The organism is Companilactobacillus versmoldensis DSM 14857 = KCTC 3814 (assembly GCF_001434295.1).
GTDB classification, from domain to species: Bacteria; Bacillota; Bacilli; order Lactobacillales; family Lactobacillaceae; genus Companilactobacillus; species Companilactobacillus versmoldensis.
The window spans coordinates 1-23,987 of sequence record NZ_AZFA01000001.1; the positions used below are offsets into that span (position 1 = coordinate 1).

Annotated in this window: 21 protein-coding genes; 16 read left to right on the forward strand and 5 right to left on the reverse strand. The window is 36.6% G+C overall.

The window, feature by feature from the left end; genetic code table 11:
• Positions 1–136 precede the first annotated feature (136 nt).
• The 3 genes from argF to FC27_RS00015 all read left to right on the forward strand — a co-directional run bounded on the left by argF (position 137) and on the right by FC27_RS00015 (position 4,063).
• Positions 137–1,174 (forward strand): ornithine carbamoyltransferase, encoded by a 1,038-nt coding sequence (gene argF, locus FC27_RS00005; RefSeq protein WP_010623751.1) that lies wholly within the window; start codon positions 137–139, stop codon positions 1,172–1,174.
• A gap of 263 nt (positions 1,175–1,437) precedes the next feature.
• Positions 1,438–3,132 (forward strand): arginine--tRNA ligase, encoded by a 1,695-nt coding sequence (argS, locus tag FC27_RS00010; RefSeq protein ID WP_010623750.1) that lies wholly within the window; start codon positions 1,438–1,440, stop codon positions 3,130–3,132.
• Between the two features lie 13 nt (positions 3,133–3,145).
• On the forward strand, positions 3,146–4,063 hold the full coding sequence (locus FC27_RS00015; RefSeq protein WP_010623749.1) for a prenyltransferase: 918 nt from the start codon (positions 3,146–3,148) through the stop codon (positions 4,061–4,063).
• 46 nt (positions 4,064–4,109) lie between these two features.
• Here the strand turns inward: FC27_RS00015 and FC27_RS00020 are convergent, their stop codons facing one another.
• On the reverse strand, positions 4,110–4,937 hold the full coding sequence (locus tag FC27_RS00020) for an RluA family pseudouridine synthase (protein ID WP_235807876.1): 828 nt from the start codon (positions 4,935–4,937) through the stop codon (positions 4,110–4,112).
• 150 nt (positions 4,938–5,087) lie between these two features.
• Between FC27_RS00020 and FC27_RS00025 the strand changes: the two genes are divergently transcribed.
• The 5 genes from FC27_RS00025 to FC27_RS00045 are packed head-to-tail and all read left to right on the forward strand — an operon-like array spanning position 5,088 to position 12,109.
• The gene (locus FC27_RS00025) at positions 5,088–7,160 is read left to right on the forward strand and encodes a PBP1A family penicillin-binding protein (protein ID WP_010623747.1); all 2,073 of its coding nucleotides are present in this window, start codon (positions 5,088–5,090) and stop codon (positions 7,158–7,160) included.
• A gap of 13 nt (positions 7,161–7,173) precedes the next feature.
• Positions 7,174–7,512, forward strand: coding sequence for a YlbF family regulator (locus FC27_RS00030; RefSeq protein WP_010623746.1), 339 nt, complete (start codon positions 7,174–7,176; stop codon positions 7,510–7,512).
• 58 nt (positions 7,513–7,570) lie between these two features.
• On the forward strand, positions 7,571–8,743 hold the full coding sequence (locus FC27_RS00035) for a metallophosphoesterase family protein (protein ID WP_010623745.1): 1,173 nt from the start codon (positions 7,571–7,573) through the stop codon (positions 8,741–8,743).
• Positions 8,740–11,178 (forward strand): ATP-binding protein, encoded by a 2,439-nt coding sequence (locus tag FC27_RS00040; protein ID WP_010623744.1) that lies wholly within the window; start codon positions 8,740–8,742, stop codon positions 11,176–11,178. Before FC27_RS00035 ends, FC27_RS00040 begins: the two co-directional genes overlap by 4 nt.
• On the forward strand, positions 11,171–12,109 hold the full coding sequence (locus FC27_RS00045) for a 3'-5' exoribonuclease YhaM family protein (RefSeq protein WP_010623743.1): 939 nt from the start codon (positions 11,171–11,173) through the stop codon (positions 12,107–12,109). Before FC27_RS00040 ends, FC27_RS00045 begins: the two co-directional genes overlap by 8 nt.
• Before the next feature lie 170 nt (positions 12,110–12,279).
• Here FC27_RS00045 and FC27_RS00050 read toward each other — a convergent pair whose 3' ends face one another.
• The 3 genes from FC27_RS00050 to FC27_RS00060 form a co-directional block, all read right to left on the reverse strand.
• Positions 12,280–13,188 (reverse strand): peptidylprolyl isomerase PrsA, encoded by a 909-nt coding sequence (locus FC27_RS00050; RefSeq protein ID WP_050901040.1) that lies wholly within the window; start codon positions 13,186–13,188, stop codon positions 12,280–12,282.
• 114 nt (positions 13,189–13,302) lie between these two features.
• Complete coding sequence (locus FC27_RS00055) at positions 13,303–13,602, reverse strand: hypothetical protein (protein WP_010623741.1); 300 nt, start codon at positions 13,600–13,602, stop codon at positions 13,303–13,305.
• Position 13,603: 1 nt separating this feature from the next.
• On the reverse strand, positions 13,604–14,032 hold the full coding sequence (locus FC27_RS00060; protein ID WP_010623740.1) for an HIT family protein: 429 nt from the start codon (positions 14,030–14,032) through the stop codon (positions 13,604–13,606).
• Positions 14,033–14,126: 94 nt separating this feature from the next.
• Here FC27_RS00060 and FC27_RS00065 point away from each other — a divergent pair, with 94 nt between their 5' ends.
• From FC27_RS00065 to trmB, 3 genes are read left to right on the forward strand one after another with little or no spacing between them, the layout of a single operon-like run.
• Positions 14,127–14,858 (forward strand): ABC transporter ATP-binding protein, encoded by a 732-nt coding sequence (locus tag FC27_RS00065; protein ID WP_010623739.1) that lies wholly within the window; start codon positions 14,127–14,129, stop codon positions 14,856–14,858.
• On the forward strand, positions 14,858–16,090 hold the full coding sequence (locus tag FC27_RS00070; protein WP_010623738.1) for an ABC transporter permease: 1,233 nt from the start codon (positions 14,858–14,860) through the stop codon (positions 16,088–16,090). The genes FC27_RS00065 and FC27_RS00070 overlap by 1 nt, the downstream gene beginning before the upstream one ends.
• Entirely contained in the window at positions 16,090–16,737 is a 648-nt protein-coding gene (trmB, locus tag FC27_RS00075) for a tRNA (guanosine(46)-N7)-methyltransferase TrmB (protein WP_010623737.1), read from the forward strand. The genes FC27_RS00070 and trmB overlap by 1 nt, the downstream gene beginning before the upstream one ends.
• 7 nt (positions 16,738–16,744) lie before the next feature.
• Here trmB and FC27_RS00080 read toward each other — a convergent pair whose 3' ends face one another.
• Complete coding sequence (locus FC27_RS00080) at positions 16,745–17,059, reverse strand: hypothetical protein (protein ID WP_010623736.1); 315 nt, start codon at positions 17,057–17,059, stop codon at positions 16,745–16,747.
• 297 nt (positions 17,060–17,356) lie between these two features.
• Here FC27_RS00080 and FC27_RS00085 point away from each other — a divergent pair, with 297 nt between their 5' ends.
• From FC27_RS00085 to polA, 5 genes are all read left to right on the forward strand, one after another.
• Positions 17,357–17,683: a thioredoxin family protein gene (locus tag FC27_RS00085; RefSeq protein WP_010623735.1), complete on the forward strand. Its 327-nt coding sequence runs from the start codon at positions 17,357–17,359 to the stop codon at positions 17,681–17,683.
• A gap of 20 nt (positions 17,684–17,703) precedes the next feature.
• Complete coding sequence (gene ytpR, locus FC27_RS00090; protein WP_010623734.1) at positions 17,704–18,336, forward strand: YtpR family tRNA-binding protein; 633 nt, start codon at positions 17,704–17,706, stop codon at positions 18,334–18,336.
• Between the two features lie 8 nt (positions 18,337–18,344).
• Entirely contained in the window at positions 18,345–19,676 is a 1,332-nt protein-coding gene (gene murC, locus FC27_RS00095; RefSeq protein ID WP_010623733.1) for a UDP-N-acetylmuramate--L-alanine ligase, read from the forward strand.
• A 129-nt stretch (positions 19,677–19,805) separates the two neighbouring features.
• Positions 19,806–21,218: an MFS transporter gene (locus FC27_RS00100; protein WP_010623732.1), complete on the forward strand. Its 1,413-nt coding sequence runs from the start codon at positions 19,806–19,808 to the stop codon at positions 21,216–21,218.
• A 102-nt stretch (positions 21,219–21,320) separates the two neighbouring features.
• Positions 21,321–23,978 carry a DNA polymerase I gene (gene polA, locus FC27_RS00105; RefSeq protein WP_010623731.1) on the forward strand — a complete coding sequence of 886 codons (2,658 nt, stop codon included), beginning with the start codon at positions 21,321–21,323 and terminating at the stop codon, positions 23,976–23,978.
• Positions 23,979–23,987 lie beyond the last annotated feature (9 nt).

Sequence of the window (23,987 nt, forward strand, 5' to 3'; positions counted from 1 at the left end):
TACCAGAAAGTTTAGACCCGTGAGTTTGCGATTTTTGTATATAAATGATTAATATTTTAAAAATGGAGTGTTTATGTTTTAATATTAAACTATAATTAGATTATTATTAAAAGATTCTCTCAGAGGAGGTACTAATTTGGATTATCAAGGACAAGAAAGCTCGGTACTACAAGGACGCAGTTTCTTAAAAGAAAAGGACTTCACACCCGCAGAATTCCAATATTTTATTGATCTCGGATTGCATTTGAAGGCACTCAAGAAGCAAAATATTCCACATCATTATCTAGAAGGGAAAAATATTGCTTTATTATTTGAAAAGACTTCAACCAGAACTCGATCCGCATTTACCACAGCTGCCATCGATCTCGGCGCTCATCCAGAATTTCTGGGAAAAGATGACATTCAGCTCAACAAGAAAGAAAGTGTTGAGGATACTGCAAAAGTTTTAGGTAGCATGTTTGACGGTATCGAATTCCGTGGTTTTAAACAACAAACTGTTGAAGATTTAGCAAAGTATTCCGGAGTACCAGTTTGGAATGGACTGACAGATGAATGGCATCCAACACAAATGGTCGCCGATTTTATGACAGTCAAAGAGACCTTTGGAAAGTTAAAGGGGATCACCCTGACTTTCGTCGGTGATGGTCGAAATAATATGGCCAATAGCTTTCTTGTTTCAGGCGCCATGCTTGGCGTTAATATCCATATTGTCGCTCCAAAAGAATTGCATCCAAGTCAAGATATCGTTGATTTAGCCAAAAATTATGCCCAGGATTCTGGCAGCCAGATTGTCATCACTGATGATATTGATGAAGGAGTTAAGGGGTCAAACGTGATTTACACCGATGTTTGGGTCTCAATGGGTGAAGAGGACCAATGGGATGAAAGAATCAAGCTCTTAAAACCATATCAAGTCAATATGGATCTCTTGAAAAAGACCAAAACACCTGATGAGCAATTGATATTTATGCACTGTTTACCAGCATTCCATGACGTAACTACTGATTATGCCAAAAACATTAAAGCTAAATATGGGTTGACCGAAATGGAAGTTACCGATGAAGTGTTTAGAAGTAAATACGCTCGCCAGTTCGAAGAAGCCGAAAATAGGCAACATTCTATCAAAGCAATTATGGCAGCAACTTTGGGACATTTGTTTATCCCTAAAGTCTAACTATTAAAAAGGTTGAGTCGCGGTCGTTGATGTGCTAATATTTTAATGCAGAAAAGAAGGATTAATTAGTCGGTTATTTTCAAGCGAGATCAGATTTGGTGAGAGCTGGTCAAATTAATGTCTAAGTCGCACCTTCTCGACAATTAAATATTTATTAATGAGTGGATCTTAATCAACTAGAGTGGTACCGCGGGAAAATCTCGTCTCTTTCGATATGTATTTTTATATGTATTGGAAGAGCTTTTTTTATTAGGAGGAAAAATATGGATTCAAAACAGTTAACAGTTCAGGCATTACAAAAAGTTTTGCCTGATGATATTAGTGAAGAACAAATTACTAATTTGATTGAAAAGCCAAAATCTTCAGACTTAGGTGATTATGCTTTTCCAACCTTTATCTTGGCTAAGTCATTGCACAAAGCACCTAACATGATTGCTGAAGATCTAGTTGGCCAAATCGATCAAGATGGTTTCGAAAAAGTCGTTAATACTGGTGCTTATGTAAACTTCTTCCTCGATAAAGGAAACTTTTCAAATAATATTTTGCACACTGTATTATCTGAAAAAGAAAACTATGGTAATGCCGATGAAGGCAAGGGCGGCAATGTACCAATCGATATGTCATCACCTAACATTGCTAAACCAATGTCGATGGGCCACCTACGTTCAACTGTGATTGGTAATTCGATTGCTAAGATCATTACTAAATTAGGTTACAAGCCAATCAAGATCAATCACTTGGGTGACTGGGGAACACAATTTGGTAAGTTGATCGTCGGGTACAAGAAATGGGGTTCACAAGCTGAAGTTGAAGCTGACCCTATCAATAATTTATTGAAGTACTATGTTCGTTTCCACAAGGAAGCCGAAACACAACCAGAACTTGATGACGAAGCTCGTGCATGGTTCAAGAAGATGGAGGATGGTGACCAAGAAGCCCTCAATCTTTGGACATGGTTCCGAAAACTTTCACTAGCTGAATTCCAAAAAGTTTATGATCGTTTGGATGTAACTTTTGACTCATACAATGGTGAAGCATTCTATAACGATAAAATGGATGATGTTATCAAAACCATTCAAGATAAAGGCTTGCTAGAAGAAAGTCGTGGCGCTGAAATCGTTGACTTGTCTGAACTTGATTTATCACCAGCTCTGATCAGAAAGACTGATGGTGCTACACTTTATATCACTCGTGATTTAGCCGCAGCTATTTATCGTAAAAATACCTATCACTTTGTTAAATCACTATACGTTGTTGGTAGTGAACAAAGTGAACACTTTAAGAAATTAAAAGCAGTTTTAAAGAAAATGGGCTACGATTGGTCCGATGATATCCATCATATCGACTTCGGTTTGATCACTAACGGTGGTAAGAAATTATCTACTCGTAAGGGTCGAGTTATTTTATTAGAGAACGTCCTCAACGACGCCGTCGATTTAGCTAAGAAACAAATCGAAGAGAAGAACCCCGATTTAAAGAACAAAGACGAAGTTGCCGAAGCAGTTGGTGTTGGCGCTGTTGTCTTCCATGATTTGAAAAATGAAAGACGTGACAATTTCGACTTTAACTTGGAAGAAGTTGTTCGTTTCGAAGGGGAAACAGGACCTTACGTTCAATACACTAATGCTAGAGCTTTAAGTATTTTGAGAAAAGCTAAGACAGATGATTATCAAAATGCTGATGACCTTTCACTTGATGACAGCGAAGCCTGGGATACGATCAAATTATTGCAACAATTCCCAGAAATCGTTGATCGTGCTGGTCAAAAGTATGAACCATCCGTAGTTGCTAAGTATGCATTGAAACTTGCAAAGAGTTTCAACCAATATTATGCTCATAGTAAGATTTTGACTGAGGATGATGGCTTGAATGCACGATTAGGATTAGTAAAATCAGTATCGATCATCTTGCAAATGTCACTTGGTCTATTAGGTGTTAGAGCACCAGAGGAAATGTAGTAGGTGGAAAAATTTGGATTGGAAACTTTTTAGGGAACTTTCTGATGTAAAATCAACTTTGTTAGACTTATGTCTATTCATATTGGTCGTAAGCTATTCTTTTACAAAATTTATGACATTTGATTTTGTCAGTGGTTTATTAGGATTGTTAGCCGTGGTGATTTTTCATATCATCATCAATTTTCACAACAATTCCAACATTTATCGGACAGGAAGTTCGAAAAATTTTCGGAAAAAAATCAACCAGCTGAATATTAATCGGGAGAATCTCTCCTATACCAAGAGAATGGTCTATATACTGATCATTATTCCTTTAGCAATCACAGCTTATTTGGTTTACAGTACCGGTTGGTTCGTCTTAGTGGTAGCTATTTTAGGGCTACTTTTAGGGTTCTTGTACACCTCTGGGCCGAAACCATTTTATAAAACAGTTATTGGTGAAGGAATCATGGCTGTGATAACTACAGTCGTGATTCCAGTAGCTTTTATTTACTTAGGAATTGAAAATTCCGGGAAATTGGATTCAAGTACGATCATCGATGTCATCGTGATCTGTCTACCAAATACATTTGCCATTTTCTCTAGTATCTTAGCTGCAAATTTGACTGAGTTAGAGGAAAGAGATCCCGAGGCCGATACACTGGTTGAAAGAATCGGCCAACATAATACGCTAAATTTATTCCGTGCCAGTTGGGCCTTAGCATTCCTATTAGTCCCGATCTTAACGATCATGCAGGTTATCCCGTATGTCGTTGATATCTTGATTTTGTTTTATCCGAGCCTTTGGGACAACTTCCGACCATTTCTTAAAAAGCCGACAGTCAATAATCTTCAATCAGTCTTGCAAGCAACTAATAGACTGTCAGTTACCTACGTTGGACTATTAGCACTGGGAGCAATAATCACAGTAATAATCAGTCTAATCAAATAAATTATCAAAAATAGGCAAATCCAGCCCACGTTGGATTTGCCTATTATTATGTCAAGTTGTGATCTTGAATGAACTGTCTCATTTCTGCAGTCGGAGAAATTTCGACAATTTTAGTTTTATTACTAAATGGGATTTGATATTGTAGTTTATAAGCTGTCAACATCATATTTCCTGATGGAATTGCTGAATTGTATAACTCATCGTTGACGATGGGCCAGTTACTGGCAGCTAAGTGGACCCGGATCTGGTGCGTCCTACCAGTGTGAAGATTTAATTTTAAGAGTGCAAATCGATTACTTTTTTTTAATACTTTATAATCGGTTTGAGCTGGATCACCAGTAGCGATGACCTCCCGTTTGCGCTTGTCAGTCTGATCTCGACCAATTGGTAAATCGATTGTTCCCTGATCACCGATTGGTTTGTTTAAGTCAACAATGGCCAAGTATTGACGCTGTAGGATTTTTTTAGTTAATTGCCGATTCAAGATAGGAACTAGGTAAGGAGTTTTAGCTATTAAAACTAGTCCAGTGGTCAACATATCGATTCGATGGACCATGTATGGTTTATTGGGTGATAAATAAGCTTGAACGTCATTGAATAATGAATCATTTTCAGTTGCTAGATTAGGATGCGTCTTGATATTGGCAGCTTTGTTAACGACAAGGATGTCATTATCTTCATAGGCGATATCGATTTTGCGATGGCCAGGTAGATAGATTTGGTCTGCCGAACGTGGGGGAAAATCAAAAATCAAGGTAATCTCATCGTTGTCATGGACGGTCTCATTAAAAGAGTGATAAGTCCCATTGATCAAAACATCTTGTTTAATGCGTAAATAGTGCTGCCATTTTTTGGGTATTAGCCACTTTTGCAATAATTGCCGGACTGTTAAATCAGCTGTATCGGTAGGATGGTAAATGATTTTTCGTTGATAAATAATAATTTCACTCCTTAAAGATTCTTTGGAAATAGGGAAATAGTCAGAGATTATGGTAAAATTTGTTCTTACAGAGGTAAACGTATTATGAATAATAATCGAGGATTTTGGGATTGGCTGAAGCCAAAACTAAAAGTTGCTTGGTCATACATTAAAAGGTATTGGAAAAGGTTTCAAATTACCCGTTGGTTGATTTTACTGATTCTGACATTTGTTTTAGTACTAAGTGGATTTTGGACTTATAAAGCTAAAACCTCAAATATTGAGAATTTACAAGCATCATTACAAACAAAAACAGTTGTAATGGATAAAGATGGTAACAATGCCGGAGCACTGTATTCTCGCAAGGGAACTTATGTCAAGCTGGATAAGATATCTCCAAATATCCAAAATGCAGTTATTTCTACTGAAGACCGAACTTTTTGGACTAATCCCGGATTTAGTATCAAAGGATACGCGAGAGCTGCATTAGGATATTTGCTCCATCGTGGCATCAGTGGTGGTAGTACCTTGACGCAACAGTTGGCCAAAAATGCTTTACTGACTCAGAAACAGACCTTATCCAGAAAAGGTGAAGAGCTATTTCTGTCGATCGAGATAAATAAAGTATATTCGAAAAAATCGATTTTGACGATGTATCTTAATAATGCTTATTTTGGCAACGGTGTTTGGGGCGTTCAAGATGCTTCTAAAAAATACTTTGATAAGGATGCTAGCAAATTAGATCCCGGCGAGGCTGCGGTGATTGCTGGGATCCTGAAAAACCCAAATGGCTATAATCCAATCGATAATATGGATAATGCCAAGGCACGGCGAAATGTTGTTCTTGGATTGATGGTCGATAATAACAACTTAAGCGAGCAAAAGGCTAAATACTATGAATCGAGTAATATTGATCTGAGTGATGGCTATTCGGAGTCTAGTTCTTACAAATATCCGTACTTCTTTGATGCTGTTATTGATGAAGCAGTCAACAAATATGGTTTGAAGGAAGACGATATTTTGAATGACGGTTATAAAATCTACACAACGTTGGATCAAAATATGCAAAGTTCAATGGAAAAATCGTTTGATAACAATTACTTGTTCCCAAGTAATTCAAGTGACGGCAAAGAAGTTCAAGGAGCTTCGATTTCTGTTGACCCTAATAATGGTGGTGTCCTAGCAGTAGTTGGTGGACGTGGTGAACATACCTTTAGAGGTTTCAATCGGGCTACACAAATGAAACGTCAACCAGGCTCGACCATCAAACCACTGGCTGTTTATACACCAGCAATTCAAAATGGCTACAGTTATGATTCAGAATTACCAGACCAAGTCACAAGCTTTGGTAAGAATAAGTACACTCCAACTAATGCTGATGGCCTTTATCAGGATAAATTACCAATGTATAAGGCCTTGGCTCAAAGTGAGAACGTTCCAGCGGTTGCCTTACTTGACAAAATTGGCGTTAAAAAGGGTGTCTCTTCAGTTGAAAACTTTGGGATCAAGGTCAATAAGAAAGATCAAAACTTAGCTTTGGCCTTAGGTGGTCTTTCAACAGGTGTATCACCTTTACAAATGGCTAAAGCATATACGGCTTTTGCTAACGATGGTAAATTGGCCGATACTCACTTTATTACTAAGATCGTCGATGCAAACGGAACGGTCATCGTTGATAATTCTAACAATTCTACTAAACAGATCATTAACAAAGATACTGCTAAAGAAATGACTAGTATGATGTTAGGAGTTTATAACGAAGGTACCGGTAAGAATGGGAAACCTTCCGGTTATAAGATAGCTGGTAAGACTGGTAGTACTGAAGTTCCACGTTCTTATGGAGCCAACGGTACTAAGGATCAATGGATGATCGGCTATACTCCCGACGTTGTGACGGCTAGTTGGATAGGTTTCGACGATACTAATTCGACCCATTTCATTCAAGGTTCTGATGAAAGTGCGATTGCACCATTATTTAAGAATGAAATGTCCAACATTTTGCCGTATACTAATGGAACATCGTTCAATACGAAGGACGCTGCTGAAATTGCCAGTGAAAATGACGATGATAACAGCAGTGACGACAATGATTTCTTTAAATCATTCGAAGATGGCGTAAACGGTGTAAAAGATAAAGCCAGTGAATGGTATAATGAAATCAAGAATTTCTTTAATTAATTAGGAGGACTATATGAACATTTATGACAGTGCCAACAAATTGGAACAAGATCTAAGAGCTTCAACTGAGGTATCAGATTTGAAGTTGGCTTTTGAGGCTGTTAAGGCTAATGACTTAGCATACAAACTTTTTGACAAGGTTCAAAATGAACAATTTGCCCTTCAACAAAAACAAATGCAGGGTCAAGAGATCACTGATGATGATGTTGAACAAATGCACAAATTGACTGACCAATTACAAAACTTCCAAGAAATCACTAACTTGATGGAAAAAGAAAAGAAAGTTGATTCAATGATGCAAGAATTGAACAAAATCATCTCAAAGCCTATCGCAGAAATTTATCAATGCTAATTTAATCCATTTTGGACTGGGCTAACAATTAGCCCGGTCTTTTTTTATAGGAGGAACAATGAAATTTATTCATGCAGCAGATTTACATTTAGATACTCCTTTTGCCAATATCAAAAATTTTTCTAAGCAGCTGCAAAATGATCTTAGACGTTCAACGTATACTGCGGCAACCAAAGTTTTTGATACAGCTATCAAAGAAAAAGTTGATTTTGTTATTTTGGCTGGTGATACTTATGACAATACTGATCGTTCTTTGAATGCCCAGGATTTCCTCAAAAATCAATTCCTGCACCTCAAAGAAAATGACATCAAAGTCTATTTGATCTATGGGAATCATGACTATTATCGCAACGATTTTTCAACGATCGATTTTCCAGAAAACGTCTTTATCTTTCATGATCAGCCTGAAACGTTTGAATTGACCACTCATGATGGTAAAAAAGTAGGCTTGACTGGTTTCAGTTATTATCAACGACATATTGATCAACAGGTGATTAACGATTATCCTATACGTGGAAATTTTGATTATCAGATCGGAATCCTCCACGGAGGGATTGGCGACAACAATTATGCACCGTTCACTGTGCCAGAACTAATCGCCAAAGGTTACGATTATTGGGCATTAGGACATATTCACAAACGTCAGATATTAAATCAAAATCCCTACGTAATTTATCCAGGAGATACACAAGGGCGTAATCCCAACGAGACTGGTCAAAAAGGCTTTTATTTAGTGACCGTTTTGAATCAGCAGACAACTTTGGACTTTATACCAAGTTCCAGTTATCTCTTTGAGCAAAAAAGAATAGTCGCTCAAAGCAGTGATAATTTAGCTAGTTTGACTACTGAAATTGGTCGTCAGTTGGAAGTCGATGTTCCAACTCTCTTCACGTACCAAGTGGAGTCAGCTCAAGTCTTGGATCAGGAAGTAGTTGCTGCTATTCAGCGTGGTGATCTGATTCAACATTTCGAGCGTCAGCAGTCAAATGGATATTTGTATCAGCTCAAATTGAAATTTAGCCAGACTAAGCAATTGCAAGAAATTGACGCCAAGTATTGGCAAGATTCTGCCAAACAAGTTTTTGACCTAGATGACATCAAAGATTTGGATGCAAAACTATACAGTATTGATGTGATCAGAGAACATTTGAATGATCCTGATTTTTTGGATGAGATCAAGGATCAGACGATTAATTTGATTAATCAACAATTTATTGGAGATAAACAGTGAAATTAATTAAAGTTAATATTTACGGTTTTGGTAAATGGATCGACCAGCAATTCGATATTGCTACTGATTATCAAGTCATCTTTGGTAACAATGAAGCTGGTAAGACGACATTTTTGAATTTTATTAAAAGTATCCTATTTGGATTTGCTTCCGGTCGGGGCAATAATAAATTTGCTCAGTATCGACCTAAGAAGGGGACTAGTTACGGTGGTGAACTGGAATTTATTGATGGACAAACTAAGTGGTTAGTTCGTCGAGTCGACGGTAAGGGTGATGGTGATTTATCACTTTTTCGAGATGGACAACAAGTGCCAAATAAATTGCTGACCCAGATAACTAAGGGATTTTCCAAAGCTGATTTTGAATCAACACATGTTTTTAATGATGAAACGATGCGATCAGTTTATCAGATGGATGAGCAGTCCTTAGAGACCGAAATTTTAAGTTTAGGTGCACTTGGTAGCAAACAATGGTTATCGGTGGCTGATGACCTTGAAAAGGCCAGTGGGGATGTTTATAAGTCTCGAGGGATGAAACAGCCGCTGATCCTGTCGATTAAAAAATATCAGAAATTGCTACAAGAACGAGCTTCGTTTGAAAATCAACAAGCTAAATATCGAAAATTTCAAGATAAAATAATTCAAAATCGTCAAAAAATCAACCAACTTGAGAACGATCGGACACAAAATCAAGTAAGTTTAAATAGAACAAAAATATTGGCTGAGAAGGTTGCTACTTATCAAAACTATCAAGCAACACTCAGGGATATTGACCAGTCTGCCACTAAAATTTCTGAGACTGAATACAATGACTTCGTCAATCATGAACAACAGATTGAATTTATTAAGCAAGTCAATGCTCAGCAAGAAGAGAATTCCATTTCGGTCGAAGAAGACGCCTTTATGAAAAATTACCGCGCCAATCAAGCTGATATTGATTATATTTATAGTCGACGTAACTTTGTTCAAAATACAATTTTTCAGATTGAACAGCTACAAGAACAGTTACGAAAGTCAGATTTTGAAACCGATCAATTGCAGCAAAATAATTCCAATTTGACTGAAGAGATGACCAAGCTTTCTGTAGATGAAATAGATCGATTGCAGGCGCCGAAAGCAAAACTAAATTTGAACATGCCAGTGGCAGTTGTCTTAGTCAGTTTGATCATCGCCTTGGTTTTATCTGGTCCTATTAGATGGGTACTGATTGCAATGGCAATTTTAGGAGCATTATATGGAGGCTACCAATACCAGCAATATCGAACACGTCAAGCTTCTGAAGTTGACACTGATAAAACAATTTCATCCCAACATCATTTTAGCAATGTAACGGTCGAAGAAGCCTTGTCATTGCAGACGGCAATTGATCAACTGGCTGAGAAACGCTCTCAACAAAATGATTTGCAGGCTAAGCTTGATCAATCTGAAGGTGAGTTGCAGAAGTGGCGCAATCTTTATCAGAAGGTTGGCATCATTTCTAATTATGATCAACCTGACGATTTTGTTGCTAAGGTTGATGAATATTTTAATAAGTTGAACCAGATCAAAGGTAAGTTAAAGGCTTTGGACCAACATAAGTCTCAAGCTGATAGTCAATCTGGTAAAGGTGATTTAGCAAAACTGCAAAAAACTCAAAAGGAAATCCTTGCGAAATATCAAATGGATTCTGAATCATTTGAGACGGCCTATCGTAAACAAAAAGCTAATCAAGAACGTCTTGATAAGGTGGCTGCTGATAAAAAATATTTGGGTGCTGACTGGGATGTCTTTACTCAAGTTGACGATTTGACTAGTTTTGAAACTAATTTTAAAAATGCCCAACAAAAGGCCTCACAACTGGATTCACAATACAATGATTTGCTCACTGAGAAGGGCTATTTAGAAAGTTCTTTGAAACAAGTTTTCGACGACCGGGCTTATCAACAGGTGGTCGATGATCTGACTGACACTAAGGAAACGATGGTCGAACAATATGATGAGTGGTTAACTAACAAATTAGCTAGCGACTGGATCCATCAGATGTTGATGTCAGCCAGTGAACGTCGGTTCCCGAAGATGATCGAGCGGGCTAAAAAATACTTCGAAACTTTAACTGACGGAAATTATTCGGGGATCGAAATGACTTCTGAGCATAATTTATGCTTAGTAAGTGCAGATAAAATGACTTATGACGTGCACGAACTTTCGAAAGCTACCACAGTTCAGTTGTATATCTCTTTACGGATGGCATTTGTGATCGAGATATCTGATATAGTTGACTTACCAATTTTGATAGATGATGCTTTTGTCGATTTTGACCAGGATCGTCTGCAAAAGGTCTTTTCGATGATCGAGCAGGTTGCGGCTGAACATCAAATTATTTTTGTGACGGCAAATTTAAATAAGAATATTCCAAATGACCACGTTTTGAAATTGGAGGGGGAAAAAGATGAGTAAACGCATCACGGATTATAAGAATGGCGAACAAATGAGTTTAGAAGCAGTAATAAAACTCTCGGACTATCGCTTGGCAAAAAATGGGAAGCATTTCTTGTCATTAGTTTTTGAAGATAAATCAGGGCAGATTCCTGGTAAATATTGGGATGCTAGCGAACAGGATGCTAATGATTTTAAGGTTGGCGCAATCGTTCAATTAGACGGCAAACGAGATTTATATCAGGGCAAACCTCAAGTGACTATTGCACGTTTGGGCGTGATCGATCCAAATACGGTCGATATGTCACGCTTTGTTCAGACTGCTCCTGAAAAAAGAAGCGATATGGAAAACGAATTTGAAGATGTCTTTTTACAAATAACTAATGGGGCTTGGAATCGGATCGTCCGCTATTTATTCAAAAAATTCCACGAACAATTTTTCACTAGTCCAGCTGCTAAATCAAATCATCATGATTTCCAGGGTGGTCTAGCTTTTCATACGTTAAGCATGGTCCGCTTAGCTGAAAAAATTTCTGATCAATATGCCCAAGTAAATCGTGCCTTATTGATTGCAGGTGCTTGTTTACACGATTTAGGTAAAGTTATCGAGCTCCTTGGCAACCTTGGAATAGAGTACACGTTTGAGGGTAATATGATAGGTCATATTACTATTGTTGATGAAGAGATCACCTTAGCTGCTAAAGAACTGGATATCAAACTTGATTCAGAAGATATGATTCTTTTGCGTCATATGGTCTTGTCGCATCATGGACTCCTTGAATATGGATCGCCTGAGCGTCCTAAATTACTAGAGGCTGAGATTTTACACGACATCGATGTATTAGATGCCTCGATCAATATGATTTCAAAGGCATTGGACAAAACTGATCCAGGGAACTTTTCTGAAAGGATTTTTGGAATGGACAATCGGTCTTTCTACAAACATTCTTAATCGGGTCGAGAGTATAACGTAAAAAATGAATAGAATTATGATATAAAAATATGGACGAAAACCTCGTTTGAGGTCTTCGTCCATATTTTATTTTCTCTTGAATCTATAGTTTTAGTTACAAAGTTTTTGATAGCAAAAAAAATAACCCCGAAGGGTTATTTAAAATCTAATTATTTAGATGATTTTGCTGAGCTACTTGAGCTAGAAGAATTTGTACCGTATCCAGCAAGGACATCTTTAAGATCGTTATCCTTGATTGAAACGTTAGCTTTCTTCAAGACCTTAGAAATAACTGATTGCATTACAGTTGAATCTTGCATCCAACCAGCATAGAGTTTGCTCTTAAGTTCCTTAGTATGATCAGACATCTTACCCTTAGTAGGTTTCTTGTCTAGCTTAAGAATGCTGTAACCATATTGTTTTTTAACTGGTTCTGATGAAATGTCGCCAACTTTATCAAGTTTGAATGCGGCTGATTTCAATGATGTATCAACACTAGTACTGTCGCTATCAAATGGTGACATCTTTCCACCCTTGTTCTTAGTAGCGGAATCAGTAGAATATTTCTTAGCTAATTTAGTAAAGTCGCCACCGTTGTTCAATTGGTTGATAATGTCAGTAGCCTTTGACTTCTTAGCAACTAAGATTTGAGAAACAGTGATCTTAGGTGTATATGACTTCCATTCTTTCTTAAGTTGCTTGTTAGTAACTTTCTTGTTCTTTTCAAGCGCAACCTTTGTTAGAAGGTTAGTCCGAATGTTTTTCTTGAATTGAGCTGTTGTCATACCATTTTGTTGAAGAATAGAACTGAATGAAGAACCATATTGACTCTTGTACTTGTTGTATTCCTTGTCTACTTGCTTACTTGAGACTTCTTTACCATATTGGTTCTCAAGAGCTTTTGAGATGATCATTGTTTGTAATTGTTGCTTACCAGCAGAAGAATCCTTCATTTCTTTATAGTAATCGTTTTGAGTGATTCTACCACCCTTTAATGTAGCAACGGTTTTATTACCGGAACAACCAGCAACAACTGTTACTAATAGCAGACCTGCAAGTGCTAAGATCCACTTAGTCAATCGTTTGTTCATCTTTTTACACATCCTTATTTAATATGTCTATAATTGAAGAGAATACCATAAAATTAAGAAAACTGAAAAGTTATTAAGCAAAAAACACAAAAAATTCATAATTTACTTATTTATATTTTGCAGTTTTTCCAAGTTATCCTTCAATTCAGCTACAGACGATTTTAAGTCTTTAATATCTGGTTGAATATCTTTAGTATAGCTAACCACATCATCTTTGATGCCAGAAACTACCTTTGTGGCATCTTTTGATTGGTTCTTCAAGTCGACAAAATCACTCTTTAAATCTTTTATATTTTTGCCGATGTTGTTATGATAATGTTTAGGCATTGCATAGGTGGATTGATAGTATTCTGCTGCCACACCTGACATTGAGCCTAGGACAAACCCTACGATGAAATTCATTTTATGCCTCCAAATTTTTCTTGATGTTATCTGCACGTGCTTGAAGTTGTTCATCACTAGCTTTACCAGTGTTGTCGCCCCAAGTCATTGAGAAATCGTCATCAGAAGAGTAACGAGGAACTAAGTGAACATGAGAATGCATGACACTTTGATAAGCAATCTCACCATTGTTTTGGCAAATGTTCATTCCAATGATATCCTTATTGGATGCTTTGATAGCCCGAGCCAACATAGGAATTTTTTTGAATACTTTTTGAGCGAGATCTTCGTCATATTCAAAAATATTTTCCACATGTTTTTTGGGAACTACCAATGTATGACCAGGTGTAACTTGCGAGATATCGAAGAAAGCCTTGATATCATCATCTTCATAGATAGTGATATTTGGTATCTCATTTCTAATAATTTTACAAAAAATACAATCGTCCATAAAAAATACCCCTTTCAAAAACAGCATTAAAATTAACCTAATGCTATCATAAAAAGAGTATTAATAAAAACGAAGACAAATAGGTGGTTTATCCATGACTTTAGAAATTAAAGATTTAACAGGGGGCTACGGACAAGTAGCGGTTTTGAAAAAAGAATCATTTACTGTTAAAGATGGTCAAGTCGTTGGCTTGATTGGACTTAACGGTGCTGGTAAGTCGACCACTATCAAACATATCATCGGTTTATTGACACCACGTGGTGGTCAAATTTTGATCGATGGCATGAGTTTGAAACAAGACGTCGAAAATTACCGCAAAAAAATTGCTTATGTTCCTGAAATGCCCATCCTTTATCCAGAATTAACTTTAAAAGAACATATCGATTTAACAATTATGGCTTATGATTTAGATCACGATAAAACTTGGGAAAACGCCAATCGACTTTTGAAAACTTTCCGCTTAGATAACAAACTCGAGTGGTTCCCACAAAACTTCTCTAAAGGTATGAAACAAAAAGTTATGATCGTCTGTGCGTTTATGACCGAAGCACGTCTATTCATCATCGACGAACCATTCACGGGCCTTGATCCTTTGGCTGTTAAAGATTTACTAGATATCGTCGAAGAAAAGAAACAGGCCGGTTGCTCAGTTTTGATGTCAACTCATATTTTAGCAACCGTTCAAGATCATGCTGATAAATTCATTCTCTTAAACAATGGGCAAGTCCGTGCTGACGGAACATTGGATGAATTGAAAGCCAAATTCAATATGCAAGACGCTAACTTAGACGACATTTATATCAAGATGTCTAATGAGGATAACTAATGAATAATTTATGGAGAGACCGATTAAGAAGACATCAACTTGATCAGTTTAAATATTTACGTTTGATTTTTAATGATACCTTCGTCCTAGCTTTTATCGTCTTGCTGGGAGCTTTAGGATTTTGGTATTCAAATCTGCTTGATACTATTAATTCAGAGCTATGGTTTGGCAAAATCGTTGTCGTTGCAATCCTGTTTATCACAGTTCAAGCCGGTCATTTGGCGACATTAATGGAATCACCTGATAGCACCTTCTTACTCGTGAGGGAGAAACAATTTTATAAGTATTTCCAATCGGCAGAAAATTACAGTCGAATCTTGCCGATTTTATTGATTGCTGTTGTGACTTTCTTGCTGTCACCATTCGCCTTTCAAGGAGCTCATATTTCTGCCTTGAGCATCGTTTTATTGGGCCTATCCGCTGTCATCTTCAAGATGGTTCTTTTAGATATTGAATTGTTGGGCTTATATGGTCAACACAGCATTGCCAATATCAACATAAAATTTGCCTCTGAATTAATTTATTTAGTTGTTCTATTGCTATCAGCTTATATTTCAGCATATATTGCACCAGTTGTTGTTCTGATTTGCTGGATCGTCTTGATGAACCGTGGTCAAAAATGGGCCAGTGAAGGTCAATTGCAATGGCAAAAGGCAATCAGTGATGAAAATCAACGGATGTTCCGAGTTAAAAGGTTTTATAATCTCTTTACTGACGTACCCGGTGTAACAAGTAAGATCAAACGTCGTAAATGGTTAGACTTTCTATTTAATAGCATCAAATTGAATCATAAAAATACTTATTTGTTCATGTTTGCTCGTGGAGTAGTTCGTAATAATGAATATATGGGGCTATTTCTCAGATTGACGATCGTCCAAATTATTTTATTATGTTTGATTGATAACTTTTATGTTGCTTTGATCGTTGAAATGCTATTTATTTATTTAGTTGGTTTCCAATTAAAACCTTATTTTAAAGAAGTTATGCAAAACTTAATGCAAAGACTTTACCCAGTGAGTGATAAGAGTAAAATCGCTGATTTCACAAAAATCAGTAATGTAATGCTACTAGTTCAATGGTTTGTCAACATCTTCGCGGTTGTTTATAAATTTGGCTTGAGTAGCAACAGCTTGCTGATCAATCTTGGTGGATTATTAGTGATTGTGTTCTTAAATTATCTTTATTTACCACATCAATTGAAAAAATACCTAGTTAATGGAGAGAATATTTAATGCGATTAAGAAATAAACCTTGGGCTAAAGATATGATCAATGAAAATCTTGATTTGATCTCGATCCAACCCGAAGGTATGGCCGGTAAATGGCAAGAAAAATTTGCCAAAAAACAACCTTTATTTTTGGAAGTAGGTTCAGGTAAGGGTAGATTCATTACAGAACTTGCCCAACAGCATCCAGAGAACAATTATATTGGTATGGAAGTCCAAGAAGGGGCAATTGCCTTACTCCTCAAGAAACAAGTTAACTTGCGTCTACCGAACTTACATTTACTTTTAGATAATGGTTCGAAATTGACGGAGTTATTTGGTGAGAGTGAAGTCGATGGACTTTATTTGAATTTTTCTTATCCATGGCCAAAACATCGACACGAAAAAAGAAGGCTTACATACAAAGCCTTCTTAAAACAATATCAAACTATTTTAACTGACGATGGATATATCCGTTTCAAAACCGACAATCAAGGTTTATTCGAATATTCATTAATGAGTCTTAATAATTATGGTATGAAGTTTGATGAACTTTCACTTGATCTCCATAATGATGAAGACTTGAATCAAGAGAATATTCAAACTGAATATGAAGAAAAGTTCTCAAAAAAAGGCTTCAGGATAAATTACCTGAAAGCCCATTTTGAAAGTTAGTTTTTAATTATTGAACTTTTTTGATATTTAGTAGTTCGCCTGAAATTGCATCAGCAATGAAGTGATATTGAGATACATCAAAGTCGTCCATTGTTGTGACACCACCTACGATGCCCCATGATGATTGACCATTGACATCAACGCGTTGATAGAATGGTTCAACCCATGAACCGATGAACTTACTATCTTCTCCGAGAACTGATTTTACCTTGTTAATGATTTTTTCACTGTCTAAGTGATGCTTTACTAAAACTGTAGCAGCAGCACCTGCAACTAGGGCAGTACCAGCAAAAATAACTGAACCAATACCTTTTTTACTCATATCTTAATCACTCCTTGATGTTTTATAACTTTATATTAACACTTTCCGGAGGGTGATTGTTAGGTCCTTGCCCAAGATGGTAAAAAAGTATAAATATCAACCAATAAAACGATATCATTGGTTGATATTTTTTTATTTATTTTGAGTATTAAATGCATATAATCTTGAATCTTTTTGCGTTAAAATATAAAAATGTAAATAAGAAATCGAATATTTTGATTTATCAGGCTGTTAGAGCAGTTTAATTGACCGTTTTCGTTGGAAAACGTATATTCAAAATAAGAGGTGAAGAATAATATGAAAAAATTTGAAGATTTTGGTCAAAGTGATTACAAAGAAGTAACTAAGGAAGGGAAATACATTCTATTTTTCTATGCTGACTGGTGCCCAGATTGCAAATTTATCGAACCTAAATTACCCGAATTAGAGCAAGAGTACTCTGATTTTGAATGGATCAGTTTCAATCGTGATAATAATATGGATACTGCTCGTGAATTAGGTATTATGGGAATTCCTAGCTTTGTTATTATTGAAAATGGTCAAGAAATTGGTAGACTAGTAAATAAAGACCGTAAGACAAAAGAAGAAGTTGAGACGTTTGTTAACTCGGTAATTAATAAATAAATTTGAGTGAGGGCACTAACTTGTTACTAAGCTTTTATAATCCTGACGTCCTAGGAGACGTCTTAATAGTTGAGTTGGCCAATGATGCCAACGTAAAACAATCCTCTGAAAAAAAGGGTAATGTTGTCAGAATTTTTAATAATGAAACTAATGAAGCCATTGGTTTCAATTTTTTTGGTCTAGCGCAAGAACTTGACTTAACTGAAAAAGGTCAAATGATCTTAGACGCAGCCCAAGTTGATATTTTGAATTCTCACATTAAAGAAGTTGGATTCGACGACACACTTGCAGCTGATGAAACACCTAAGTTCGTCATTGGTCATGTCGATGAGATGAAAGAACATCCAGATTCTGACCATCTTCACATTACTCAAACAGATGTTGGTTTAGATAAACCTGTTCAAATCGTCTGTGGTGCACCTAATATCGATCAAGGACAATTAGTTGTTGTTGCTTTGCCTGGTGCTGTGATGCCTACTGGTATGGAGATCTGGCCTGGTGAATTACGAGGTGTAGATAGTTATGGGATGATCTGTTCTGCTAAGGAATTGGGAATCCCGAACGCGCCGAAGGCACGAGGGATCTTAGTTTTAAATGACGGAAAACCTGGCAATGCTTTTGATTTTGTAGCAGCAGAGAAAATGTTCAATTAGGAGTAATTATGGAAAATACAGTTTATCATTTCGTTGGTATCAAAGGTACAGGGATGAGTGCTTTGGCACTGATCTTAAAAGATCTTGGCTATGAAGTTCAAGGTTCAGATATAGATAAATATACATTCACTCAACGTGGACTTGAACAAGCAGGTATCAAGATTTTGCCTTTTAATGAAGAAAATATTCATGAAGGTTTGACTGTCATCAAGGGAAATGCATTTGACGATGATCAAGTTGAAATTAGAAAAGCTAAAGATTTACATTTACCAGTAGTGACTTATCCACAAATGGTCGGTAAGTTAGTTTCAGAATATACTTCGATCGGTATCGCTGGTTCACATGGTAAGACTAGTACGACTGGACTTTTAGCACATACCTTAAGTGGTATTGCTAAAACTTCTTATTTGATTGGTGATGGTACTGGTAAAGGTGAAAAGGATGCTAAATTCTTTGTCTTCGAAGCTGACGAATATCGTCGTCACTTCTTAGATTATTCACCAGATTACTTAGTTATCACTAACATTGATTTTGATCATCCAGACTATTTCTTTGGTGGGATCAATGATGTCGTTGATGCTTTTGAATCTGAAGCACGTAAGACTAAAAAGGGCATCTTCATTTGGGGCGAGGACAAACATGCTCGCAGTATCAAAGCAGATGCACCGATTTATTACTATGGTCTAGAAGAATCAGATGATATCCGAGCTACTAATATTCAACGTACAGTTAAGGGCTCGTCATTTGATGTGTCAATCAAGGGTGAAAATATTGGTAATTTCCAAGTGCCACTCTTTGGTGAACACAATGTTATGAATTCATTGGCTGTCATCGGTGTTGGTCATATGGAACATCTTGATCACGCTCTGATCAATCGTGAGTTACAAACATTCAGTGGTGTTAAACGTCGTTTCAGTGAAAAACAAGTTGCTGATATGACTATCATCGATGACTATGCTCATCACCCACAAGAAATCAAAGCTACAATTGATGCTGCACGTCAAAAGTACCCTGACAAAGAAGTGATTGCTGTTTTCCAACCACATACTTATACAAGAACATTGGCTTTAATGGACGATTTTGCTAAGTCACTTGATTTAGCCGACAAAGTTTATTTGACTAATATCTTTGGTTCAATTAGAGAAAAGCATGGCGATATCACAAGTAAAGACTTAGGTAACAAGATCCACAAAGGTGGAGAGGTCTTGACACTTGAAGACATGTCACCATTATTGGATTACCACAATGCTGTCATGATTTTCATGGGGGCAGGAGATGTCCAAAAATATGAAACTGCATATGAACGGATTCTCAGTACTTTGAATCCTAATCAACAATAATTTTTAAAATGGAAGATTAAATAATTATAGATAAGTTCTGAAAATAATCTTATAATTACATTAGTCTGAAAACGAAAGCTATGACAGAGCATATTGTCATAGCTTTTTCGTTTTAAAAGAGGGAAGTATATGAATACAAAAATTTCAACACGAGTGAAATTATCTATTCTGGCAGTCGGATTGTTGACCTTCGTCGGCGTCTTAGTCGAAACATCAATGAACGTAACTTTTCCAGAATTAAAACAGGAATTGCATGTCAGTCTGGGTACGATCCAATGGTTAACAACTGGATATTTATTATTGACGACCATTGTCATGAGTACCACAGCTTATATTTTGAAAAAATTTGACTCCAAAAAAGTTTTTATGTTTGCAGCAACTTTATGTTTTATCGGCACACTGGTTTGTTTGTCAGCCGTTTCTTTTCCAATTTTGTTGATTGGGCGACTGATTCAAGCCATATCAACTGGTTTAGCTACACCCTTGATGTTCAATTTGATTTTTACTGAGATCCCGTCATCAAGGCTTGGTGTCTACACTGGACTAGCTAGTGTGATCATCTCTCTAGCACCTGCTTTAGGACCGACCTATGGTGGATTAGTTAATGATATTTGGTCTTGGAGGGCAATTTTCGTTGGCGTTATTCCAATTATCTTATTCTTGGGTATTTTAGGCTGGTTCACCGTTAGGGGTAAAGCTATCGGTACCGACGGAATTAAATTTGATTATTGGAGTGTCATTGGTTTGGCAATTATTTTCTTCATGATTTTATTTACTTTTGATCAAGCTGGAACTAATGGTTGGTTATCACCACAATTTGGTCTTTGGATCATTGCCTCCATTATCATTATTCTGATATTTAGATACTATAATCGTCGTTCAAAACGACAGATGATCGATTTTTCTATTTTGGAATTACCCATTTTAAGGTTACGTTTATTTGGCTATTTTTCACTGCAATTTATTAATATCGGATTATCTTTTGTTTTACCGATCTTTGCTCAAACTGTTTTGAGTGCTAACTCCTCTCAGGCAGGTCTTATGCTCCTGCCGGGCTCTCTGATTGGGGCCATGGTGGGACCATATGCTGGATATTTGTATGATAAAAAGGGTCCAACCGTAACATTACTTATCAGTGGTATCTTGATCACGCTGGGATCATTATCATTTGTTCTAGTTGGAGCAAATTTGACAGTTATTACAATTGGTATTATTTATACAATCGTCAGAATGGGCTTTAACTTTGGTTTCAGTACTTCACTTTCTGATGGGAGCGTCCAAGTCACTGGTTCTAAGAAATCTGATCAGAATTCTTTATTCAGCATGATGCAACAATATGCTGGTTCTCTCGGTACCAATGTTTTGTCAGTAGTAATTTCTGCTGCAGCAATTACCACAGGAACTAATAATAGTGTTATCAATACTTTGCTGGGTGCCAAAATTGACTTTGTGATTTTGACGATCTTATCTGCTTTAGTATTATGCTCGATAATTTATGTGTATTTCAAATATAGTAAAAATAATGAAGCCGAAAAGTCATAAAAACTTTTCAGCTTTTTTGCTTTGAAATTTTCGATAACTGTTAACAAAGGCTCGTTTTTGGTAAAATAGATAATGATTAACTGCGGTTTAATGGGAGAAAATATGACTGAAAATAAAAAATTACTATTAATTGATGGTAACAGTGTGTCATTTAGAGCATTTTTTGCGATGCATAATGTTTTAGATAAATTTATTTCTGGTGACGGTGTTCACACTAACGCCTTATATGCCTTTAATAATATGCTCGAAATCATCCTTAAAGAAGAAAAACCAACTCATGCCTTAGTTGCGTTTGATGCTGGTAAGACAACTTTTAGAACCAAGATGTATTCAGAATATAAAGGTGGACGTGCCAAAACTCCACCAGAATTATTAGAACAATTACCTTTGATCAAAGAGTTATTGAACCTTCGTGGAATCAAGACCTATGAATTAAAGGATTTTGAAGCTGACGATATCATTGGAACACTTTCAAAAGAAGGCGAAAAAGATGATATGGATGTCACTGTCATTACTGGTGACCGGGATCTTACCCAATTGACAACGAAAAAAGTCACTGTTCGAGTCAATGTCAAAGGTGTCACTGAAACAGAATCCTATACTCCCGAACATGTCAAAGAAAAACTAGGTATTGATCCTAACCAAATCATTGATATGAAGGGCTTGATGGGTGATAACTCTGACCATTACCCAGGTGTTGAAAAGGTCGGAGAAAAGACCGCTGTTAAATTGCTCAATCAATATGACAGTATGGACGGTATTTATGACAATATTGATGACATGAAAAAGAGTAAATTAAAGGAACATTTGATCAATGATAAGGATCAAGCCTTCTTGAGTCGTAAATTAGCTACGATCGATACTGATGCACCGATCGAGGTTAAAATGGGCGACCTTGAATATCAAGGTGACAATCAAGAGCAATTGATCAGATTTTATCAAAAGATGAGTTTCAATTCGTTTCTCGAAAGAATGGACGTTGACACCGATACGAATGTTTCTGACTTAGCTGAGATTGAATATTCGCTGTTAGATGAAAAAGCCCTTAAACAAATCGTTTCTGACACAGGTGTTCAGACTGTAATCGTTGAAAGTCTGGGTGAGAATTATCATACGACACCAATTATCGGTCTAGCTGTTGAAAGTGGCGATAAGTATTACGCAACTGATGATGTTGGAATTTTAGAGAACCAAGATTTCAAGGATTGGCTAGCTGACAAGTCCAAAGAAAAATACGTTTTCGACTATAAGAAGACGATTGCCCTATTAGACCGCTATGGCTGCAAGATTGATGGTGTAACCTTTGACATGTTGCTGGTAGCCTACTTACTAGATACAAATGATAGTAAGCAAGATATTGGCCTGGTTGCTCAAAATTACGGTCATAATTTGCCTACAGAAGACGAGTTCTACGGAAAAGGTGCCAAAAAGGCAATTCCAACTGATACTGACAAATTGTTGAATTACTTAGCTCAACAAGCACAAGTTATCGTCAGTTTACATGACAAGATGATGGCTGAATTGAAAGATAATGATCAAGATAGCTTGTATGACGAGATTGAGTTACCATTGACAATCGTTTTGTCAGATATGGAACTTCAAGGTGTGACTGTTCAAGCATCTAAGTTAAAGGAAATGGAAAATTCTTTTGCCCAAAGATTATCTGACATTGAAAAGAGTATCTATGCAGCTGCAGGCGAAGAGTTCAATATCAATTCGCCAAAACAATTGGGTGTCATTTTATTCGAAAAATTAAAATTACCAGTTATCAAAAAGACCAAGACTGGCTATTCTACAGCGGTCGATGTCCTTGAAAAATTAAAGGATAAATCGCCGGTGGTTCAACAAATTTTGGATTATCGTCAAATTTCAAAGATCAATTCAACTTATGCGGTTGGTTTGCAGAAATTCATTCAACCGGATAATAAGATCCATACGATCTATCAACAAACTTTGACGCAAACTGGTCGTTTGTCTTCAATTGAACCTAATTTGCAAAATATCCCAATCAGAATCGATGAAGGTCGTCAGATCAGAAAGGCCTTTGTTCCTCAACATGAGAATTGGGAAATGTTCTCAGCCGATTACTCACAAGTTGAATTGCGGGTCTTAGCTCACATTTCTGGCGATGAGCACATGCAAGAAGCCTTTAAAGAAGATTATGATATTCATGCTCACACTGCCATGCGGATCTTTGGATTAAATAGCACTGATGACGTGACACCAAATATGCGTCGCCAAGCTAAGGCTACTAATTTTGGGATCGTTTATGGTATCAGTGATTATGGTTTGTCTCAAAATATTGGTATCACACGTAAAGAAGCAGCTAAGTTTATTGAGAGTTACTTTGAACAATATCCCGGTGTAAAAAAATATATGGATGACATTGTTAAATTTGCTCGTGAGAATGGTTATGTTGAAACGATCATGCATCGCCGTCGTTACTTACCTGATATTCATGCCAAGAATTTTGCCCAAAGAAACTTTGCCCAAAGAACAGCCATGAATACACCAATCCAGGGTAGTGCTGCTGATATCATTAAAGTTGCGATGATCAATATGCAAAAGAAACTCAAGCAAGAAAATCTTCAAGCTAATTTATTATTACAAGTACATGATGAAATGATTTTTGAAGCACCTAAGTCAGAAATCGAAACTCTAGAAAAAATAGTTCCAAGTGTCATGGATTCCGCTGTTAAACTAGATGTTCCACTGAAAGTTGAGTCAGCACACGGTAAGACATGGTATGAAGCTAAATAATTGTAGGTG

Excerpts from the sequence above, each read along its gene's own strand:
- argS (WP_010623750.1), top strand. The coding sequence starts at position 1,438 with ATGGATTCAAAACAGTTAACAGTTCAGGCATTACAAAAAGTTTTGCCT.
- FC27_RS00025 (WP_010623747.1), top strand. The coding sequence starts at position 5,088 with ATGAATAATAATCGAGGATTTTGGGATTGGCTGAAGCCAAAACTAAAA.
- FC27_RS00030 (WP_010623746.1), top strand. The coding sequence starts at position 7,174 with ATGAACATTTATGACAGTGCCAACAAATTGGAACAAGATCTAAGAGCT.
- FC27_RS00035 (WP_010623745.1), top strand. The coding sequence starts at position 7,571 with ATGAAATTTATTCATGCAGCAGATTTACATTTAGATACTCCTTTTGCC.
- FC27_RS00045 (WP_010623743.1), top strand. The coding sequence starts at position 11,171 with ATGAGTAAACGCATCACGGATTATAAGAATGGCGAACAAATGAGTTTA.
- FC27_RS00055 (WP_010623741.1), bottom strand. The coding sequence starts at position 13,602 with ATGAATTTCATCGTAGGGTTTGTCCTAGGCTCAATGTCAGGTGTGGCA.
- FC27_RS00060 (WP_010623740.1), bottom strand. The coding sequence starts at position 14,032 with ATGGACGATTGTATTTTTTGTAAAATTATTAGAAATGAGATACCAAAT.
- FC27_RS00065 (WP_010623739.1), top strand. The coding sequence starts at position 14,127 with ATGACTTTAGAAATTAAAGATTTAACAGGGGGCTACGGACAAGTAGCG.
- FC27_RS00070 (WP_010623738.1), top strand. The coding sequence starts at position 14,858 with ATGAATAATTTATGGAGAGACCGATTAAGAAGACATCAACTTGATCAG.
- trmB (WP_010623737.1), top strand. The coding sequence starts at position 16,090 with ATGCGATTAAGAAATAAACCTTGGGCTAAAGATATGATCAATGAAAAT.
- FC27_RS00080 (WP_010623736.1), bottom strand. The coding sequence starts at position 17,059 with ATGAGTAAAAAAGGTATTGGTTCAGTTATTTTTGCTGGTACTGCCCTA.
- FC27_RS00085 (WP_010623735.1), top strand. The coding sequence starts at position 17,357 with ATGAAAAAATTTGAAGATTTTGGTCAAAGTGATTACAAAGAAGTAACT.
- murC (WP_010623733.1), top strand. The coding sequence starts at position 18,345 with ATGGAAAATACAGTTTATCATTTCGTTGGTATCAAAGGTACAGGGATG.
- FC27_RS00100 (WP_010623732.1), top strand. The coding sequence starts at position 19,806 with ATGAATACAAAAATTTCAACACGAGTGAAATTATCTATTCTGGCAGTC.
- polA (WP_010623731.1), top strand. The coding sequence starts at position 21,321 with ATGACTGAAAATAAAAAATTACTATTAATTGATGGTAACAGTGTGTCA.